This is a genomic window from Nocardia sp. NPDC059691, from assembly GCF_042733915.1.
GTDB lineage: Bacteria > Actinomycetota > Actinomycetes > Mycobacteriales > Mycobacteriaceae > Nocardia > Nocardia sichangensis.
Genome location: NZ_JBHWFB010000003.1, coordinates 18,688 through 38,942, shown reverse-complemented (window position 1 = coordinate 38,942; position 20,255 = coordinate 18,688). Strand labels below are relative to the sequence as shown.

Genomic DNA, 20,255 nt, shown 5'->3' with positions numbered 1-20,255 from the left:
CGCACCACACCGGCGTCGCAACGGTAGACCTTGCCGCCGATGTCAAGGCAAGGCGAGCGTGGCGGGATCAAACCAGGTACCGGTCGGCCGCCTTCGCGATCTCGTCGAGGGCGTGCAGTGTTTCCGATTCCGGAAGGGTCGGCAGGCCGAAGAGCAACCGCTGCACTCCGGCCTCGGCATAGCCCTCGATCAGCGCGGGATCCGTCGCCACGAATGCGACCGTGACCGGCAGGTCGTGCCCGTGCAGCCGGGAAAGCTGAGCGGGGATTTCAGCGGGATCGGTCACGGCGGCGGGAATCCAGCCGACACCGTGGCGGATCGCGCGTTCGGCCGCCGCTTCCGCGCCGCCGAGGAAGATCGGCGGATGCGGCTGCTGCACGGGTTTCGGCCAGGCGTACATCGGCTCGAAATCCAGGAACCGTCCGTGGAATTCGGCGAGTTCGTCGGTCCAGATCGCCCGGATGGCGGCGAGTTGCTCGTCCAGCAGTGCGCCGCGGGTGCGTGGATCGGTGCCGTGATCGGCCATCTCCTCGCGATTCCAGCCCGTGCCGACGCCGAAGACGAAGCGTCCGCCGGAGATCAGGTCGAGCGTCGCGACCTCCTTGGCGGTGTGGATGACGTCGCGCTGGATCAGCAGGGTCACGCCGGTTCCGAGGATCAGCCGCTCGGTGACGGCCGCGACGGCGGCGAGCGCGACGAACGGATCCACCGCGCGGAAGTACGGCCGCGGCAGTTCGCCGCCGCCCGGGGCGGGGGACCTGCGGCTCGCGGGGATATGGGAGTGCTCGGCCAAGAACAACGACTCGAACCCCCGCTCCTCCAGTGCCACACCAAGTTTCGGACCGCTGATCCCTTCGTCGGTGACGAAGGTGGTGATGCCTATCTTCATGAGCCCTATGCTCGAACCATCACATCTATGTGATGGTCAACCCGGGTCGGTATGAGGTGGAACACATATGCGTATCGGAGAACTGTCCGAGCGAACCGGCACGTCTCGGCGACTGCTGCGCTACTACGAAGAGCAGGGCTTGATCGCCGCGCAGCGCTGTGGCAACGGTTATCGCACCTACGACGAGGGTCTGGTGGACCGCGTTCGCCAGATCCGGGGACTGCTCGACGCCGGCCTGCCCACCCGCATCATCAAACAGATCCTGCCCTGCCTCGACCAGCCTTGCTCCATCATGTTCGACGAGGCGACGCCGGAAATGCTCACCCTGCTCGAGGACGAACTGACCCGCATGTCCCGGCGCATCGACTGCCTCACCCGCAACCGGGAGGCCATCGCCGAATACCTCGACGCCGTGCGTACCCATACGAGTCGGCAACAGCGGCGGCGGGATCTGCATATGACCGAATCCTGAGTCGCCGAGGCGTATTCGGACCACTTATGGAGGCCGGACGCATGGCGACGGAGGCGCCCACTACGGCGCCGCATGGCTCCGCTCGACTCGTCCGCCGCAGCCCGTCCGCCGCAACCCGTCGTCCAGCAGCATCGGTGCTCGAAAGTCATGCAGCGTCAGGCGGTCGCGCAACCGCGTCGCCATCCGGGCCCGCCGTGTGGAACTGATCCACTGCGGTAGCCGGTCCTGCTACTGAGTGTCGATCCGCGGCAGGCGGATTGCGTCCGGGTCAGCGGGCGGCGGCGAGCGCCGCGAGGGTTTCGGCCGATGTGTACGCCGGTTTCCAGCCGAGATGCTGCTTCGCGCGGTTGGTGTCCATGACGACGGGGGTGCGCACGATGTGCAACCACTCGAGGGTGGCGGGCACGAAGGGGAGATAGGTGAGGGCCGTCGAGGTCGCCGTGGCGGCGAAGGCGGGGACGCGCACCGGTCTGCCGCCCAGCGCGGTCACCACGTCGGACAGGCTGAGGGTGCCGTCGCCCGCGATGTTGTACGCGCCGGGCGGGGCGTCCGCGGTGGCGGCCAGTGCGATGGCGGTGGCCACGTCGTCGTGGTGGACGAGTTGCAGTGGGTGTCCAGGGTCGGGAACGATCGGCTTGAACAGCGGATTCGCGCGGGCCAGAGCGCGCAGCGGGCCGGGAAGTTTCGCCCACGGCAGGTCGTGCAGGGCCGGTGCCTTCGGACCCGCCACGATGCACGGCCGCAGCACGAACACCTCGAGGTCGGAGCCCGCCGTGATCTCGGTGAGCGCGGACTCGCAGGCGGCCTTCTGCTGGGAGTAGTAGTGCTCGGTCGAGCCCTCGGGCGGCACGTCCTCGGTGAGGGGCGAAGGATTGTCCAGGTGGTAGCCGTAGGCGGCGACCGAGGAGGTGTAGACGAGGCGGCGGGCTCGTTCGGCGGCCACCGTCGCCTCGAAGACGTTGCGAGTGCCCTCGAGATTGACGCGTGCGCTGTCCTGCCGCGAGCCCATGATCACGAATGCCAGGTGGATCACCACCTCGGCGTCGGCGACCAAGGCGTCCACGGCGGCCCGGTCGAGGATGTCGCCGCGCCGGTACTCGGTCTTCGTCCAGCCGTGCGCGGCGGGGTCGAAGGGGCGGCGGGCCATGCCGAGGATCCGGCCCACCGCCGGGTCGCGTTCGAGTGTGGTGACAGCGGAGATACCGATCTCGCCGGTCGGTCCGGTGACGGCGACGGTAATACCCATGGAGCATGAATTCCCCTGCCACCATGGGCGAAACGGTGCTCAGTCGGGCGGCTCCACCGCGCCCGCCTCCTCGTTGCGGTCTTCGTCCCGCGGGGTTTCGTAGGTTTCGAGGTCCAGGTCGTCGGGGTGGGAGGTATCGGTCTGGTCGCCCAGTTCGGGTGCCTTCTTGTTTCCGGGTTCGGTCACGTCCGTGGCCTACCCACCGATGTCGTCTTCACGCGCGGTGCGGTATCGGAATCCATTCGAGAGCTTCGGGTCGCCGTACGGCCTGCACCGAGGAAGCGCATCCTCTCCGCACACCACCAGCGCGGTGGCGTCGATCCCGAGCAAGCATCGCGCGCGGCCCGAGGTGTCAGAGGGTGAGTAGGACCTTTGTGGCGCGGCGCTGGTCCATCGCGCGGTAGCCTTCGGCGGCTTCGTCGAGGGGCAGGGTGCGGTCGAAGACCTCGCCGGGATGGATGTCGCCGCGGAGGATGAGGTCGATCAATTCGGGCAGGAAGCGGCGCACAGGCGCGGGTCCGCCGTGCAGGTGCACACCGGAGAAGAACAGTTCCATGCCGTCGAGCGCGACATCGTGGCTCACCCCGACATAACCGACGTGTCCGCCGGGGCGCGTCGACCGGATGGCCTGTTCCATCGATTCCTGGGTCCCGACGGCTTCGACGACCGAGTGCGCGCCCAGGCCGCCGGTGAGTTCCTTGATCCGGGCCACACCGGCGTCGCCGCGTTCGGCGACGATATCGGTGGCGCCGAACTTGCGGGCCAAAGCCTGGCGGTCGGCGTGGCGGCTCATGACGATGACGCGGTCCGCGCCCAGCTGCCCGGCGGCCAGCACGGCCAGCAACCCGACCGCGCCGTCCCCGACGACCGCGACGGTCTTGCCGGGACCCGCCTCGGCGGCCACGGCGGCGAACCACCCGGTGCCGAGCACGTCGGACGCCGCGAGCAGGTGCGGGATCTGCTCGGGCGTGGGGGTGGCGGGGACCACGACGAGGGTGCCGTCGGCCAGCGGGATCCGGGCTTGCTCGGCCTGGGTGCCGATCATGCCGATCGGTACGTTGCGCACGCAGCGGCTCTGATAGCCGGCGCGGCAGATCTCGCAGGTGTTGTCGGAAGCGAAGAAGGAACCGACGACGAAGTCGCCGACTTTCAGGGTGCTCACTTCCGGCCCGATCTCCGTGACCACGCCGATGTATTCGTGGCCCATCGGGGTGGGTCCCCTCAGCTTCTCGATGCCGCGGTAGGGCCACAGGTCCGACCCGCAGATACAGGTCGCGGCGATGCGGATGACCGCGTCGGTGGGCTCCACGATCCTCGGGTCCTCCCGCTGCTCGACGCGCACGTCACCGGGGGCGTGCATGACGACTCCGCGCATGATTCGGTCCTCCTTTCACAAACGATGTCCGTTGTCGATCGGCTCGGCGCCGGGATACCGCTGACGGCTCGGCTCACACCTCGGCGACCAGATGCCGTTGTCGAAGTGGCAATGCCCGGGCGGCCCGCGGGTCGAGCCACCTGCCCCGGCGTGCTCGGGCTTCCTGACCGTTCGGGCCCACTGCCGGTGTCACGATCTCGTCCGGCCGGTCCGTCGATGTCCGCCCATCGTCGCGGTCGTGCGCATGCGCCGGCGGGAGCCGAAGATAGGCCACAGCCTGGTCGGCGCGATTATCGCCGGATCACCGGCGCGATCCGCATACTCAGCGCTCGCAGATGATTTCGCCGACCGCTGTTCGGGTGCGTGCGTAAGTGACGACTTCGTCCGCGTAGGCCGAGGCGTCCGGTCCCGTGGTGCACTGTTGGAAGCGGCGTATGGCCTCATCGAGGCGCGGTCCTGGTCCGCGGTCGGCGAGGAGGACGATGATCGCCTCCCAGGTCCGGATGCCCGGATCGGGTTGGGACGACAACTCGTCGAGGTAGTGATCGGCTTCCAGCAGCCGTAGCGCTCTGCGGGCATAGGCGTGCACGCGGCGGGGAAGTTGGCCGCGGATGGCGTCGATGTCGGATTGCAACGCCTGCTGGCCCGGTTGGGCTGGGTCGAGCCGCAGGATCCACGGCGTGGTCAGTTCATCGGACAGCGAGCGAGTGTCGATCAGGTCGGGGCCGGTGGCCGATTCCAGCGGTACATGGGGCAGGCCCAGTCGTGTGTTGCGCCAGTTGCAGTACTCCCACCACGGGGTGGGGGTGGCCTTCAAGGTCAGCCCGAAGCCGAGGACCTGTTGTCCGTCGGTCCATGTGCGGGTCACGCGGGTACGGCCGACGGACGCGACGCCGCGCGCCCCGACTCGTGTCCAGGTGGGCTCGACGCCATGGAACCCGTACGGCTGTAGCAGTTTTCCTGTTTCGCGCAGAAGGCGGCGCAGTGCCGTATCGGGGTTGACCATGCCCGGCAGATTAATCGCGACATCCGACACGACGGCAGCCCACCGGGACTGCCCTCGGTATGAACCGCCCTAGAGGGCGCGTGAGCCGATTGTGGTCGGTCACAGCATTTACGCATACTACCCGCTGGTAATGAGAGGCGTCACACGCCGGTGGCGGTCCAGGAGTTAGCTGGTCTCCAGATGGGTGAAACGCGTTGGCGGGCAGCGTAAAAACGTCGTTACGTGACTGCATGTTCCGGCCGCGATGCGGTAAGGGGAGTTCGCGTGTTAAATACCGATGGGTTGGTATTTATTACCGCTTGTCCAGTGGATGAATGCCACATGAACTGCACAGTTTCCAAAAGCGGGCACTTTATTGTGTCGAGCGGTGACAGGTGACGTAAATCCACTGCGCTCGCCCTGCTGTCAAATCGTCTGGGACAGTGCGTTTCCCGGCCTGGTTCCCGTGGTGCGTGGCTTTGTTTCCGGAAACATAGTCGAGGAAGTTGTCTGAAAAATTGCCTTCCGGCGAAACACGCTTTTCTGCAACGGGTTTCGGATTGCAGCCCGCATAGTGCGGGTGTACAGATTGTGAGAACGCGGGACGGTGTCGTGGCACGCCGCACGGGTAAGACGAGCGGCGAGAATCGACAGTCCCGTTCGCGGATATCGGAGGGCAAGTGAGCGCGGAATCTGCGGGTGCGAAAACCTGCGATGAACTGTGTATATCCGGTTTCGAACGGCCCGAGGGCCGTCGATCGGCACAGATGTTCCGCGCCGGTGGAAAGGTCTGGCGCGCGATGAAGGAGGCGCTGAATGAATGAATTCGATGCCCTGACCGAACGAGTTCTCACGATGTTCTCGCGTGGTCTGCACGTGGTCGAAATAGCACCGGACACGCCGTTGCTGGATTATGGCTTGGACTCGGTTCGGTCGGTGGAGTTGGTGATCGAGCTGGAGCGGGAGTTCGGCATCGCGATCTCCGACGAGGAGGCGGCCATGCTGCATACCGCGCGCGATGTGATCGCGTGCGTTGCGGCGAAGACGACTCGTACGCGGCACACCCGGGCCGAGGCGTGCGCGTGACCACGGGCGCGGGGTGGCAGGAACAATTGCCGCGCACCGGATCCGACTCGTTCGGCGATTTCGCCGACTACAACCGACCCGGCCTGGCCGGATTGCTGCGAGCCTGCCACCTGGACGTGATGTACACCGCCGCGGAAGGCGACCATCTCGTCCGCGCGGACGGGACCCGGGTGCTGGATCTCGTCGGCGGTTTCGGCGCGGCACTGTTCGGTCACAACCATCCGGCGCTGGTACGTGCCGCGACCGCGACATTGAACCAGCAGGTGCCATTCGTGGCGCAGGGCAGTGTCCGGCCCGGCGCCGCGCGGTTGGCGCGGCGGCTGTCCGAGTCGGTCGGTGCGTCTACCGGCCGGGAGTACGTGGTGACATTGGGTTCCACCGGAGCCGACGCGGTCGAGGCGGCGATCCGGCACGCCGCGGTCGCGCACGCGCGCGCCCTGAGCGAACTGGACGCCGAGCTACGGCGGACGCTGCGCCGGCTGCGCCGCGACCGCCTGCACGATGTGCGCCCATCCGCGCCCGCCGGGGACGCCGAGCCGCGGACCGCCGCGGTCGTACTCACCGAATCGCTGGGCCGGATCGCGCGGCTGCGTGAGCGCGGACCGGTGTTCGTCTCGCTCGCGGGCGCGTTCCACGGAAAGAGCGCCGGCGCCTTCGCGCTGACCGAACAGGCCGATACCCCGGCCGACCTGGTGGTGCCAGGCCCGCCGCGGTGGCGGCTCGACACCTGGGCGCCGGACGAGGTGGCGGACGCGTTCGCCGACGAGCTGTGCACCGTGGGTGTCATCGGCTTCGGCGCCGACGGCGCGCCCGTGCGGACGTGGCGGCGGCTGTCGCCCGTCGCGGCGGTGTTCGCCGAGCCCGTCCAAGGCGAAGGCGGTGTGCGGGAGGTTCCCGCCGACACCCTGCGCGCCTTGCGGGAACTCGCGGATCGGCACACCGCGGCGCTGGTCTTCGACGAGATCCAGTGCGGCATGGGCCGAACCGGCACGTTCCTGGCGTCGGCTCCCTCGGGTGTGCGCGCTGACTATTACCTGATGTCGAAATCGCTCGGCGGCGGACTGGTGAAGATCGCCGCGCTGCTGGTGGACCGCGCGCATGCCGTGTCCGACTTCGGTCGCTACCACACCTCCACCTTCGCCGACGACGAGCTGTCGGCGACGGTCGCGGACGCGGCGCTGGACCTGTTGCGCGACAACCAACTCCGGATCAGCGATGCGGGAGCGCGATTGCGGTCGCAGCTGGACGAAGTGGCCCGCCGCTGGCCGCGAGAGATCGTGGCGGTGCGTGGGCGCGGGCTCCTGCAGGGCGTGCAGCTGCGGGCGCCGGAGCCGGAATCGGCGCTGCTGCGCGAGGTCTGCGCGCCCGACATGTTCGGCTACGTGGTCGCCGGATACCTCCTGCACCGGCACGCGATCCGCGTGCTGCCCACCCTCTCGGCACCGACCACCCTGCGCGTCCAGCCCTCGGCGTTCGTCACCCAAGGCGACATGGCGCGGCTGGCGGCGGCGCTGGACGACGTCGCGGCACTGTTGCACCGTGGGCGATACGACGTGCTGCTGGCGCACTTGGCCGCTCCCGTCACCACGAAGCCCACGGTGACGGAGCGGGCTCCGTTGCCACGGCGCGCCGATATGCCGCCGGCGCGCGACCCGCACGCGCCGACCAAGGTGGCGTTCCTGGCGAACCTGCCCGAGACGGTCGACCTGCGCAGGCTCGCCCCCGAGCTGGAATGTTGGAGCGACTCGGAATTCGCCGCCTTGCTCGAACGTCTGCGCCCCGTCGCCGATCCCTTCGAACTGACCAGGCGGACGATCTCCTCGCCCACCGGCGCCGAGGCCGAGATGATGGTGTTCGCGCTGCCGCTGACCGCCGAACAGATCGTGGCGCATCAGCGTGCGGGCGAGCGGACCTACGTGCGCGAACTGGTGTGGCACGCGGTAGAGCAGGCGATCGCGGCCGGAGCCACGGTGATCGGGCTCGGCGGCTACACCTCGATCGTCACCGATGCCGCACGCGAGGTGACGGAGGACACCGTTACGGTCACCTCCGGCAATTCGCTCACCGCGGCCTGCGCCTACGAGGTGCTCAGCGCCGAACTGGCCGCGCTGCCGTCGGGGCAGCGGCGGGTCGGCATCCTCGGCGCACTCGGCAATATCGGCGCGGTCATGGCCGAACTGCTCGCTCCGCTGGCCGATTCGCTGGTCCTGGTGGGCAGGCCGGGCGCGGGGACGCGCTTGCGCCGGGTGGCCGCCGGACTGCCCGGCGAGGTGGTCGTGAGCGAGGACCTGGCCGCACTGCGTGACTGCCGGGTGGTCGTGACCGCCACCAACTCGGCGCAGCCGCTGATCACCGCGCGACATCTCGCCGCGCACCACCCGGTGCTCGTCTGCGATCTGGCCGTACCTGGCGACGTGGACCCGGCGGTCGCCGAGCATCCGCATCTCACCCTGGTCGACGGCGGCCGCATGGCGCTGCCGCTCGGCCAGACCCCGTCCCTACCCGAAACCGGGTTGCCCGCCGGAATCGTCTACGCGTGCATGGCCGAGACGCTGCTGCTCGGCTTCGAGCCGCGCACCGCGAGCCCGTCCTACGGCGCGCTCACCGTGGCCGGTGTCCGCGCGGCACGAAGTCTGGCCGCTCGTCACGACCTGCGCCCGGTTCTGCTGCCGACAGGAGCCACCACCGTGATCACTCCGACTACCGCGTCCGCCCCGATGTTCCTGGGCGCGGCCGACTTCGCCCCCGCTCGGGCCGGCGGCAAGGCCGCCGCTCTGCACGAGTTGCTGACCGACGGATTCGCCGTCCCAGCCGGTTTCGTCGTGCCCGCTGATCTGGACCTCGACGGCGTCGGCGACGACGATCTGTCCGGCTGGGTGCGGGCCATCGGCGGGTTCCCGGTGGCCGTGCGCTCCAGTGGCGTCCTCGAGGATCTCGACGACGCCAGTTTCGCGGGCCAGTACGAGTCCTATCTGGACGTCGCGGACGCGGACGCGCTGCGGACGCACATCGAACGGTGCCGCGCCTCGGTACGCAACGAGCGGGTGCGGGCGTATCTGTCCCGCCGCGGCATGGCCGATGCCGAGGCGACGGTGGCCGTCCTGGTGCAGCGCATGGTCGAGGCACGTTGCGCCGGGGTCGGTTTCAGCATCGATGTGCTCACCGGCATCGAGGAGCACGCGGTGCTGGAGGCCTGTCACGGCGTGGGCGAGCGATTGGTCTCCGGGCAGGTCACCCCCACTCGCTACACACTGCGGCTGTCCGACGGCGGCGTGGTCGCGCGCGAGGCGGGCGACGAGGATGTCCGGCTCGACGGCGCCGACACCGAAGCGCTGGCGGCGCTATTGCTCGCGGTGCAGGCCCGCAGGCATCGGCCGCAGGACATCGAATGGGCGATCGATGGCGACGGCGCACTGTGGCTGCTGCAGTCGCGTGCGGTCACCGCGATCAGCTGGCGCACCGACATCGACCAGTTCTCCGATGCGGACCTGCGCGACGGCGGCGTCTCGGCCCGGGTGTGCACACCCATGATGTTCTCGCTGTACGACAACGCCTTCCAGTACTCGATGCAGCGGTTCTTCGAGGGGCTGGGCCTGGCCGCGGCGGGCGAAGAGCCGGACTGGATGGCGATGTACTACGGCCGGGCCTACTGGAACGTGAGCGCGGTGAAGCAGTGCTTCCAGCGCATACCCGGCTTCGACGAACAGCACTTCGACGACGACCTGGGCGTCCTCAACGAGTACGGCCCCGAGGGGCCGATCCGCACGCCGAACACGCCGCTGACCATCGCCCGCGCGCTGCCCGTCGCGCTGGCGGTGCAGCGCAGCTATCGCGAACAGCTCGCCGCCGTCGACGCGTTCGCCGCGAGCTGGCCCGCCAAGTACGCGGCGTGGCGCGAGCGGGTGCGCGCGCTGCCCCGGACCGACCAGGCGACCTTCGCCGCCGACCTCGCCGACTGCCTGCTCACCTTGCACGCGACGACCGAGCGCACCTACTTCACGACGATCTATCACAACTCGAGCGTGCAGACCGACTTCAAACAGCTGCTGGACAAGGTCGACGCGGCCACCGGCGCGGCCAGCTCCGCCATCGACCTGATGGGTGGTCTCGCCGAGATCAGCCACATGGCGCTGCAACGCGGAATCGTCGAATTACACCGTGTCGCACAAGAATTCGGCATGGACAGCCCGGAGTGGGAGGTGGCGCTCGCGGCCTTCCTCGCCGAGCAGGGCTTCCACGCCGACGCCGAACTCGACCTCACCTGCCCGCGCTGGTCGGAGGACCCGCAGCGGGTGCGATCGATGATCGCGGTGATGCTCGAACACGGCACCGCGCCTGCCGACCCGGCGGCCACGCTGGTGGAGCAGCGCAAGCGCTACGAGTCCGAGTCGGCGGCGGTCCGAGCCCGGGTTCGGGCCCGTCCGACGACACGGGTGCGCTACGCCAAGGCGCTGGACAAGCAGATCGAGCGGATGCGCCGCTACCTCGTGGCCAGGGAACGGATGCGGGAATTCTCGTCGCAGTGCTACGCCGTCGTGCGCGCCTACGTGGTGGAGGCCGGCACGCGCTTGACCGCCGCCGGCGCGCTCGAGCACGCCGACGACGCGTTCCAGCTGACCATCCACGAGCTCACCGACTTGGTCGCGGGCCGCGCGGACGCGGCGGACCTCGCGCCCGTGATCGCCTACCGACGTGCGATGTACGCGGCCTATCGCGATCTCACACCGCCGCACGAACTCGGTGGCGGGGTGACCGTGGCCGCGGTGCGCGCCGTCGCCGACGGCGACCTGTCCGGCCTCGGATGCAGTCCCGGTGTCGCCGAGGGGACGGCGCGGGTGATCACCGCGCTCACCGACCTCGACCAATTGCGCGACGGCGACATCCTCGTCACGAGATTCACCGACCCGGGTTGGACTCCCGCGCTGGGCTTGGTGGCGGGTGTGGTGACCGAGGTGGGGGGCATGCTGTCGCACGCCGCCGTGATCGGACGCGAGTACGGCATCCCCGCCGTACTGAACGTTGCGGGCGCGACGAGTGTCGTGCGATCGGGTCAGCGGATCCGAATCGACGGCAGCGCGGGAGTGGTGCGGATCCTGGACGCGGACTCCGTCACGGCCCCCGTGAGCGGCGAACCGTCCGCGGATCACCGGCGAGCGGACGTCGCCGCTCGCGCGCGACCGGAGGAAGACTCACCGCCGCCCCCCGCTCTCCCCGAAACCGCCACGGAGGTGGCAGATCCTGTCGCATTACCTCGCGTGACGCGCGGCTCCGGAAAGGACACGACACTGACCGCACGTAAACGCCTGATCTGTCTCGCGGGCGGTGACGGCTCGGGCAAGACCACCCAGGTGGCGAGGATCGCCGCGGAATTCGAGGCGCAGGGCCACAGTGTCGCGGCGGTGACGATCTGGGACGCCTTCCTCGACCCGAAGGTCTCCTCGAAACTCCCGTGGGGGAGTCCCGCGGAGATCTACGGCTACCTCCAGATGCTCACCCCGCTCAGCCGCGCGCACTTCCTGTTCCACGCCATGCAGCTGGCACTGGACCTGGCCGCCGAGCGTGGCGCGGACATCGTGCTCGCGAACGCGTATTGGTACAAGTACTACGCCACCGAAGTCGCCCACGGCGGCGACCCGGCCGTCCTGCGCAGCCTGGCGGCGGGGTTCCCGGAACCCGATCGCACCTTCTACCTCGCGGTGCGGCCGCAGGACGCGCTGAGCCGCAAACGGTTGCGCAGCGACTACGAGAGCGGCTACGGCGACGAGGAGTCGTTCCTGGCCTTCCAGCAGCGCAGCCACGAGGCGCTCGACGCGCTGTCGGACGAGTTGGGCTGGATCCGGCTCGACGGCACGGCGGCGCAGGCCGAGATCACCAGCGCGGTGCTGACCCAATTGCGCGAGGACGACCGATGAGCGGCTCGTACACCCGCCGGGTGGCCCTGGTCGGCATCGACGGCGCGGGCAAGTCCTCGGTGCTGGCCGCGCTCCGCGCGCTGGCGGTGCGGACCGACGCCGGTGGGTTCGCGTCGATGACCTGCCCCGATTTCCACGACACCCGCGACGTTCCGCTCGCCGATCTGTCCCGGCAGCTGCGGGCCTTCAGCGTCGGCTGTGACGAGATCGGCGACGTCGCGATGAAGGCCACCGCGATGTACCTGCAGATGACCCTGTTCGGGCCGGTGGAACAGCACTTCCTGCGCACCTGGGAACCGGATGTGCTGGTGTGCGAACGGCATCCGCTGATCGAACTGCTCGTCTACGGTCCGCTGTACGTGGCGCTGGCGGGCACCGACGGGCACTGCCGCGCGCGACAGGACGAGATCGCGGCGGTGCTCGAACGGCATCGACCGGGCACGTTCGCCGACATCCTCGCGTGGCAGCACGCCCAGGCCGAACGGCTGGGCAGCTCGCCGGACCCGTGGCTGCTGCTGTCGGAGATCGCGGAATTGGTCGGTCGCGACATCGCCGGCGCGGTATCCGGCTTCGGCGAACGGTTCCGCACCACGCTGCCGGACGCGGTGCTGTGGCTCGACGCACCGCCCGGCCAGGCCGCGGCCCGCTGTGCGCGGCGGTCGGCACACGGGCCCGTCGAGGCCCATGAGACCGCCGAGCGGCTGACCACCCTGCGCTCGGGATACGAGCGGGTGCGCGAGACCCTCGCGACCGCGTTCCCGGAAGTGGCGTTTCACCGCATCGACACCGCCGACGACGTCGACCTCGAGGAATCGGTGCGCGCCTGCGTGACGGAAGGGAAGTTGCTCGGATGAGTGCACGTGACGACATCGGCTCGGCGGACCTGGAGGCGCGGGTCCGCGCGATCGTCGGCGAGGTGCTGTGGGTGCCCGCGACCGATCTGGATCCGGCGGCGCCGCTGATCGACTACGGACTCGATTCGCCGACCGCCATCGAACTGACCATTCAGCTCGAACAGGAGTTCTCCGTGAGCATTCCGGAAGACGTCGCCGTCCGGCTGACCACGGTCGCGACGATCGTGCGCTATGTCGAGGACCAGCCATGACCGCGTCATCAGGGACACTGCGCCCGCAACACCCGAGCATCGTGCACGCGCTGCTGTCCGGCGGCGACCGAGGTACGGCGGCGGCGTCGACGGTGATCCTGGCCGAGCGCGCCGCTGCCCGGCACGACGACGAAATCCGCTGGCGCCACGATGATCTGGTGAGCGCTGCGGGCCGCGCCGCGGCGGGCCTGGCCGCCGACGGCGTGCGCAGGGGCGACCGCGTGTTGCTGTGCCTGCCCACCTCGGCGGAGTTCGTCACGGCCTTCTTCGGCGCACTGTCGCTCGGCGCGGTGCCCACCGCCATCGCCACGCCGGGCGGCTTCGGGGCCGCCGAAATCTTCCTGGACCGGTTCACCCGGCTGCTGGCCTATCTGGAACCGGCGGCCGTGGTGAGCACTCCGGCGGTGCTCACCACGTTGCCAGTGCCCGCGTCGGTGGCGACAATCGACGCGTCGGCACTGCATGCGCTGGCAGGCACACCGGGCGCTCCCGCGCTCGCGCCCCACTTGCCCGCACCGGAGGATCTGGCGTTCATCCAAGCCACCTCCGGCTCGACCGGCACGCCCAAGGGGGTTCAGGTCACCCACGCGAATCTGGCCGCCAACTGCGAGCAGATCGCCCGCGCCGCCGCGATCGGACCCGGCGACACCTGGGTGGGCTGGCTGCCGCTGCACCACGACATGGGCCTGATCGGCGGGTTTCTCACACCGCTGTTCCGTGGCATCGACGCGGTGCTGATCCCGCCCAACCGGTTTCTGCGCCACCCGGCCGATTGGCTGCGCGCGGTGCACAGGCATCACGGAACTGTCACCGCCGCACCGAATTTCGCCTACGGATACGCCGCCGCGCGCATCGCCGACGGTGAACTCGACGGAGTGGATCTGTCCGCATGGCGGTTCCTGTTCTGCGGCGCCGAACCGATCCATCCGCCCACGGTGCGGCGGTTCGTCGACCGGTTCGGCCGCTGGGGGCTGCCTCCCGACGCGCTCGTACCGTGCTACGGCTTGGCCGAGGCGTCGCTCGCGGTGACGGTGTCCGATCCGCGGGCGCCGATCGCGTTCGACTCGGTCTCCCGGCGCGGACTGGCCGAAGACGGCGTCGCGGTGGATGTCCCGGCCGGTGACGGCGACGCGCTCGACATCGTCGACTGCGGAGCGCCCGTGACGGGCACCGAAGTCCGCGTGGTGGACGAGAACGGAACGCCGTGCGGCGCGAATCTGCTCGGCCGGGTGCAATTCCGTGGGCCGTCCACCACGCCCGGCTACTTCCGGCTGCCCGAAGCCACCGCCGCCACCCGGACGCAGGGCTGGTGGGACACCGGGGACATCGGCTACCTGCGCGACGGGCGGTTGCGGATCACCGGGCGACGCAAAGACCTGATCATCATCCGCGGCGCGAACTATCTGCCCACCGACTTCGAGGTCGCCGCCGAGCAGGTGCCGGGAGTGCGGCCGGGCGGCGTGGTCGCGCTGGGACGAACCGATGCCGACGCCGGATCGGAACAGTTGCACCTGATCGTCGAATCCGCCGTGGCGCGGACGGAGCACGACGCGCTGGCCCGTGCGGTACGCGCCGCGGTGAGCAAACGCACCGGCGTGCTGGCGGCCGGTGTGCGGATCGTCGCGCCGCGCAGCATCCCGAAGACCACCAGCGGCAAAGTCCAGCGCGCCGCGGCGCGGCGCCTGCTGGACGGCGACGCGGACGAACTGGTCGGCGCCGTGCGCGGGGGAGACGTGGCGCGGTGACACCGACGACCGGGACCGGCGAGCGCCGCCTCGACGGCCCGTCCACCAGGCATCCCTTGGGCGTCTACGCCCGGTACCGGACCGACCCGCTCGGTCTGTTCTACGAGTCCGCGCTCCACTACGGCAGTGTCCGGCTCCGCCTGGCGCACCAGCACGTGCACCTGTTGGTCGAACCCGAGCACATCGAGCAAGTGCTGGTCAGCCGTGCGGGGCGCTACGAGAAGGGGGTCAGCTACCGAAGCCTGAACCATTTGCTCGGTCCGGGCTTGCTGACCAGCGGCGGCGAGCTGTGGAAACGTCAGCGCGCCCTGATCAAACCGGCTTTCACGCGCCGTCATGTGGAGTCCGAGATCCCGCTGATGGTCGAGTGCGGACAGCGGATGCGCACCCGCTTGGACGCCCGCGCCGCCGACGGCGCGGCCTTCGACCTGGTGCCCGAGCTGATGGGATTCGCCGCCGACGTGGTGTGCCGCGCGGTACTCGGCGCGGACCTCGACGGCGTGCTTCCGCAGATCGAAGACGACGTGCGCCAGGGCGTTTCGTGGGTCATGCGGCATATGGCCGCGCCGATCCAGCTGCCGCCGCGCCTCCCGACTCCGGGTAACCGGCGGCTGTGGGCAGTGCGACGCCGGTTGCACCACGTGGTCGACGAGGTGATCGGCAGGCACCGGCGAACCGACGACGACGCCGGGTCACTGCTCGCCCGGCTGCTCACCGCCCGCGACGACGCGGGACACGCGATGGACGACGCTCAGCTGCGGCACGAGGTGCTGACCTTCTTGCTCGCCGGTCACGAAACCACCGGAGCGGCGCTGGCCTGGACGATCTACGAACTGGGCCGCAACCCCGTCGTGCTCGACCGGGTGCGCGCCGAGATCGACGCGCTGCCGGACGCGCCGGACGACCCGGACGCCGTGCGGGCCGCGCTGCCCCGGCTGGAGTACACCGGCCGCGTGATCGATGAGGCGATGCGCCTGCATCCGCCGGCTTGGGCGTTCAGCCGTACCGCGCTCGAGCCGGACCATTTCGACCGGTTCGACCTGCGACCCGGTGCGATCGTCGTGATCAGCCCGTTCGTCAACCATCGCCTGCCGCGGTTCTGGGACGCGCCGCTGACCTTCGATCCCGACCGGTTCACCAAGGAGCGGAACCGGGCGCGCCCGCCGTTCCGGTACTTCCCCTTCGGCTGGGGCGCGCATCTGTGCGTCGGCCAGCAGATGGCGCTGATCGAGATCCGGGTGGGTCTGGCGATGGTGCTGTCGCGCTACGACATCGAATTGGTGAACGGGATGCGGGTGCGCGAGCACCCGGAGATCTCCAACACCCCCGACCCGGTCCTGGTGCGGTTGACCCGGCGCGAGCGCGCCGTCCCGGCGACCCGGACCAGACAGGAGGCCGCACGATGACCAGTGCCACCACCGGCGCGATACTGCGCGCCGAAACCCTCGCGGCGGACCCGGCGGCCGCGGCGCACGCCGGAGCCAAGGCCGCCAACCTCGCCAGACTGCAGGCCGCCGGATATCGCGTGCCGCCGTTCGCCGTGCTGAGCACCGATACGTGCGCGCGGTTGCTGGCTCCGTCCGCCGACGCCATCGCGGGACTGCTCGCCGAACTCGATCCGGACGACCCGGCCGCCTTGCGGTCGGTGTCGTCCCGGATCCGCGCTCTCGTCGAGGGATGCACCCTGCCCGGCGATATCGCCGCCGAACTCGACGCCGTGGTCGCCGAACTGGCCGCCGCCGTTCCGGCCGCCGCGGGCGAGGTGCGCTTCGCCGTGCGATCGTCGGTGCGCGGGGAGGATTCGGCGACCGACTCCTTCGCCGGACAGCTCGACACCGTGCTGAACGTCGGGGCCGCTGATCTGCCCGCCGCGATCGGGACGGTACTCGCCTCCGCGTGGTCGGAGCGCACGCTGTTCTACCGGGCGCGCCGCGGTCTCGACAATGCGCCGGTCGCCTGCGCCGTGGTGGTGCAAGTACTGCTCGACAGCGCCGTCTCGGGGGTGGTGTTCAGCTGCAATCCGCGCAGCGGTGATCCCTCCGAAGCCGTGGTCGCGGCCGCGCTCGGGCTGGGCGAAGGCGTGGTGGCGGGCACGGTGGACTGCGATACCTACTTCGTCGACCGCGGCACCGGCGCCATCACCTCACGAGTGGTCGCCGACAAGCGCAGCCGGGTCGCACCCTCGCCGCACGGCGCGGGGACCACGGTCGAAGAACTCGCCGACCCGCTGACCGTGGCTGCGCTGTCGGACACGGAGATCCAGGAGTTGGCCGAGGTGGCGGGCGCACTCGCGGACCGCTTCGGCGCACCGCAGGATGTCGAGTTCGCCTACACGCCGGACGGGCGGTTGCACCTGTTGCAGGCGAGACCGGTCACCGCGACCGGCGCACGCGAGACGGTATTCGACAACGTCAATGTCGCGGAGTCGTATCCGGGGCTGTCGAGCCCGCTGACGTTCTCGGTGCTGCGTACCGCCTATGAGCGGGTCTTCCGAACGTGTCACCGCGATTTCGGCGCCACCGCGCGGATCGTCGAGCGCAACGCCGCCGATCTGTATCCGTACCTGGTCGGCACCGCGCGCGGCCGGATCTACTACAACATCAGCAACTGGTACCGCCTGTTTCTAGAAATCCCCGGCATGGAATTCGCCATCGAAGGCTGGGAGGCCGCGCTCAATATCGAGAACCGATACCAGCGACCGCCTGCGCCTGCCCGCGGTATCGCCCGGCTGCGCGCGATCGCGCTGCGCCTGCGTGTGTTCGCGATCATCCTGCTCGGCTGGCTGCGGCTGCCACGGCGGCTGCGCGCGTTCTTCACGGCGCTGGCGGCGGCAACCACAGACCTCGAACGCAGGCTGGACGAGGATCGGCCGGAGCGCGACCGCGACGCACACGCGTTGCTGGCGTGGACCGAACGCTTCTTCGACGAACTCGTGCCCGCCTACTCGGTGCAGATCTTCAACGATTTCCTCGCCCAGCAGATGTTCCATGTGGTCGGACTGCAGTTGCGCCGAGCCGGTCTCGCCGAGGAAGCGGCGCTCACCCTGCGCAACGAATTGTTCTGCGGCGAGGACGGTGTCGACAGCGTCGATCCGGTGCGGTCAGCACTGGCACTGGCCGCCCGGGTGCGCGCCGACTCGGCGCTGCGTGCGCTGTTCGACGGTCCTTCCACCGCGCAGCAAGTGTGGGCGTCCCTGTCGGAAGACCGGTTCGCGACCTTCCGCGCGGCGTGCCTGCGCCACATCGCCGAGTTCGGCGACCGCACGGTGGACGAACTCAAGCTGGAGACCGATCCGCTCGGCGAGCACCCCGAACGACTGGTGCCCATGCTGCGGAATTACCTGCGTGGCGGGCAGAACGCCGATGACATGATCGCGCGTGAGCACGCGATCCGGCGTGCGGCCGAGCGGACGGCGTCCGAACTGTTCGCAGGTGAAGGCGTGCGGCGGTGGGTTTTCCGGCTCGCGCTCCGGCTCGCCCGCGAACACGTGAAGCAGCGCGAGAACATGCGACTGGGCCGCAGCCGCGCCTTCGGTCTCCTCAAGCGGGTGTTTCGGGAGTACGGCAGGCGACTGCACGCCGACGGCCTGGTGGGTGATCCGCGCGACGTCTTCTGGCTCACCTACGAGGAGATCGCGGCTCTCACCCGCGGAACGGCGGTGGACACCGACATCACGCGTACCGTCGCCCTCCGCAAGGCGGATTACGACCGCTGGCAGGCTCAGCGCCTGCCCTCCCGCATCGTCACGACCGGGATCGCCGCGTCGGGGATCAGCGATCCGGCACTGGAGCAACCGGGCCCGGACGCTGCCGAGGGAGCGCGCGTACTGCACGGAATCGGTTGCGCCCCAGGTCGCGTCGAGGCTCCCGCGCTGGTCCTGGACACCCCGGATCCGGACGTCGCGATCGATGGGCAGATCCTCGTCGCCGCGACCACCGACCCGGGCTGGGTGTTCCTCATGGTCGCCGCGGGCGGCCTGGTCAGCGAACGAGGCAGCCTGCTCTCCCACACCGCCATCATCGGACGCGAACTCGGTATCCCCACGGTCGTCGGCGTGCCCGGAGTCACCCGCCTGATCGGAAACGGTGACGTCCTGGTGCTGGACGGCCGCGCGGGAACCGTGACCCTCGGGCAGGAGCGACGACCATGACCGCACCGGATCTGGCCCACGGCGAGAATTTCAGCCTGGAGCACTATCTCGACCCAGCCGCGCACACGTTCGACCAGCGCTTCGCGGAATTCCGGCCCTACGCGCAGCACGCTCGCGGCAGCGGGTTCGTGTTGCGAGAAGTGGCCGGGCCGTCCGGCGCGGTCGTCCCGGTGCGCGATCCGGCGACCGGCGCGACCGACGAGCTGATCATGCTCGGGTCCAACAACTACCTCGGCCTGGGCAACGAGCCGAGCATCGTCGAGGCCGCCATCGCCGCCATTCGCGAATACGGTGTGGGACACGGCGGCCCGCCCTTGCTCAACGGCACCACCACTTTGCATCGGCGGCTCGAGGAACGGCTGGCCGAACTGAAGGGCTGCGAGTCGGCCATGGTCTTCTCCTCGGGCTACGCGGCCAATGTCGGCTGGGTGACCGGTCTGCTGCGCAGAGGCGATGTGCTGCTCTACGACGAACAGAACCATGCCAGCCTGTACGACGGCATCCAGCTCGGCCGGGTGCGCTCGATGGCCTTCGCGCACAACGATGTACGCCATCTGCGCCACCGGCTGATGCAGATCCGCTGGCGCAATCCAGGGGCGAACGTGGTGGTGGCCGTCGAGGGCGTGTACTCGATGGACGGCGACATCGCACCGCTGCCGGAGATCCGCGCGCTGTGCGACGCCTTCGGCGCGTGGCTGGCGGTGGACGACGCGCACGGCACCGGAGTACTCGGCGCGCGCGGGCACGGCACCGCCGAGCATTTCGGGCTCGGTCCGGGATCGGTGGAGCTGACCATGGGCACGTTCTCGAAGGTCTTCGCGGGCACCGGCGGCTTCGTCACCGGGTCGCGAGACCTGGTGGACACGCTGCGCTTCTTCGCCCGCTCCTACATGTTCTCCGCCGCGCTCGCCCCCTCGGTGGTCGCGGCGGTGCTCGCCGGAATCGACTTCCTGGCCGCGCATCCCGAACGCGTGGCGCGACTGCACGACAACGTCGGCTACTTCGTGCGCGGGCTGCGCGCGATGGGTTTCGCCGTCGACCCGCAGACCGCGATCATCCCGCTGCTCGTACCACAGCGTCTCGCCGTCGCCGACGTGGTCACCGCTCTGCATCGGGAGGGTGTGTTCGTCAACGGCGTCGAATTCCCGGCCGTGCCCCGCGACCAGCAGCGCCTGCGGATCAGCATGATGGCCACCCTCACCCGCGACCACCTCGACCGCGCACTGGACCGCATCGACACCGTCGCCCGCCGCTTCGGCTTCCATCCCGAACAGGAAGGGATCGCTTGAC

14 protein-coding genes are annotated in these 20,255 nt (G+C 69.6%); 9 read left to right on the top strand and 5 right to left on the bottom strand.

Going from position 1 to position 20,255, the window contains the following annotated elements; all coding sequences use genetic code 11:
* Positions 1–67: 67 nt before the first annotated feature.
* The gene (locus ACFV2O_RS07300) at positions 68–889 is read right to left on the bottom strand and encodes an LLM class F420-dependent oxidoreductase (RefSeq protein WP_379250912.1); all 822 of its coding nucleotides are present in this window, start codon (positions 887–889) and stop codon (positions 68–70) included.
* 67 nt (positions 890–956) lie between these two features.
* Between ACFV2O_RS07300 and ACFV2O_RS07295 the strand changes: the two genes are divergently transcribed.
* Positions 957–1,361 (top strand): MerR family transcriptional regulator, encoded by a 405-nt coding sequence (locus ACFV2O_RS07295; RefSeq protein ID WP_379250910.1) that lies wholly within the window; start codon positions 957–959, stop codon positions 1,359–1,361.
* Between the two features lie 268 nt (positions 1,362–1,629).
* Here ACFV2O_RS07295 and ACFV2O_RS07290 read toward each other — a convergent pair whose 3' ends face one another.
* From ACFV2O_RS07290 to ACFV2O_RS07275, 4 genes are all read right to left on the bottom strand, one after another.
* On the bottom strand, positions 1,630–2,607 hold the full coding sequence (locus ACFV2O_RS07290; RefSeq protein WP_379250908.1) for an NAD-dependent epimerase/dehydratase family protein: 978 nt from the start codon (positions 2,605–2,607) through the stop codon (positions 1,630–1,632).
* A 39-nt stretch (positions 2,608–2,646) separates the two neighbouring features.
* Complete coding sequence (locus ACFV2O_RS07285) at positions 2,647–2,793, bottom strand: hypothetical protein (RefSeq protein ID WP_355070689.1); 147 nt, start codon at positions 2,791–2,793, stop codon at positions 2,647–2,649.
* Positions 2,794–2,959: 166 nt separating this feature from the next.
* Positions 2,960–3,982: a zinc-dependent alcohol dehydrogenase family protein gene (locus tag ACFV2O_RS07280; protein WP_379250906.1), complete on the bottom strand. Its 1,023-nt coding sequence runs from the start codon at positions 3,980–3,982 to the stop codon at positions 2,960–2,962.
* Between the two features lie 322 nt (positions 3,983–4,304).
* Entirely contained in the window at positions 4,305–4,988 is a 684-nt protein-coding gene (locus ACFV2O_RS07275; RefSeq protein WP_379250904.1) for a hypothetical protein, read from the bottom strand.
* 795 nt (positions 4,989–5,783) lie between these two features.
* Here ACFV2O_RS07275 and ACFV2O_RS07270 point away from each other — a divergent pair.
* From ACFV2O_RS07270 to ACFV2O_RS07235, 8 genes are read left to right on the top strand one after another with little or no spacing between them, the layout of a single operon-like run.
* Positions 5,784–6,053 carry an acyl carrier protein gene (locus ACFV2O_RS07270; RefSeq protein WP_379250902.1) on the top strand — a complete coding sequence of 90 codons (270 nt, stop codon included), beginning with the start codon at positions 5,784–5,786 and terminating at the stop codon, positions 6,051–6,053.
* Positions 6,050–11,965 carry an aminotransferase class III-fold pyridoxal phosphate-dependent enzyme gene (locus ACFV2O_RS07265; RefSeq protein ID WP_379250900.1) on the top strand — a complete coding sequence of 1,972 codons (5,916 nt, stop codon included), beginning with the start codon at positions 6,050–6,052 and terminating at the stop codon, positions 11,963–11,965. The genes ACFV2O_RS07270 and ACFV2O_RS07265 overlap by 4 nt, the downstream gene beginning before the upstream one ends.
* Positions 11,962–12,819 (top strand): hypothetical protein, encoded by an 858-nt coding sequence (locus ACFV2O_RS07260; RefSeq protein WP_379250898.1) that lies wholly within the window; start codon positions 11,962–11,964, stop codon positions 12,817–12,819. The genes ACFV2O_RS07265 and ACFV2O_RS07260 overlap by 4 nt, the downstream gene beginning before the upstream one ends.
* A complete protein-coding gene (locus ACFV2O_RS07255) occupies positions 12,816–13,070 on the top strand; it encodes an acyl carrier protein (protein WP_355070700.1) in 255 nt (84 codons plus the stop codon). The genes ACFV2O_RS07260 and ACFV2O_RS07255 overlap by 4 nt, the downstream gene beginning before the upstream one ends.
* On the top strand, positions 13,067–14,815 hold the full coding sequence (locus ACFV2O_RS07250; RefSeq protein ID WP_379250896.1) for an AMP-binding protein: 1,749 nt from the start codon (positions 13,067–13,069) through the stop codon (positions 14,813–14,815). Before ACFV2O_RS07255 ends, ACFV2O_RS07250 begins: the two co-directional genes overlap by 4 nt.
* Positions 14,812–16,221: a cytochrome P450 gene (locus tag ACFV2O_RS07245; protein WP_379250894.1), complete on the top strand. Its 1,410-nt coding sequence runs from the start codon at positions 14,812–14,814 to the stop codon at positions 16,219–16,221. Before ACFV2O_RS07250 ends, ACFV2O_RS07245 begins: the two co-directional genes overlap by 4 nt.
* Positions 16,218–18,965: a PEP/pyruvate-binding domain-containing protein gene (locus ACFV2O_RS07240; RefSeq protein ID WP_379250892.1), complete on the top strand. Its 2,748-nt coding sequence runs from the start codon at positions 16,218–16,220 to the stop codon at positions 18,963–18,965. Before ACFV2O_RS07245 ends, ACFV2O_RS07240 begins: the two co-directional genes overlap by 4 nt.
* Entirely contained in the window at positions 18,962–20,254 is a 1,293-nt protein-coding gene (locus ACFV2O_RS07235) for an aminotransferase class I/II-fold pyridoxal phosphate-dependent enzyme (protein WP_379250890.1), read from the top strand. The genes ACFV2O_RS07240 and ACFV2O_RS07235 overlap by 4 nt, the downstream gene beginning before the upstream one ends.
* The last annotated feature ends 1 nt before the right edge of the window (position 20,255 follow it).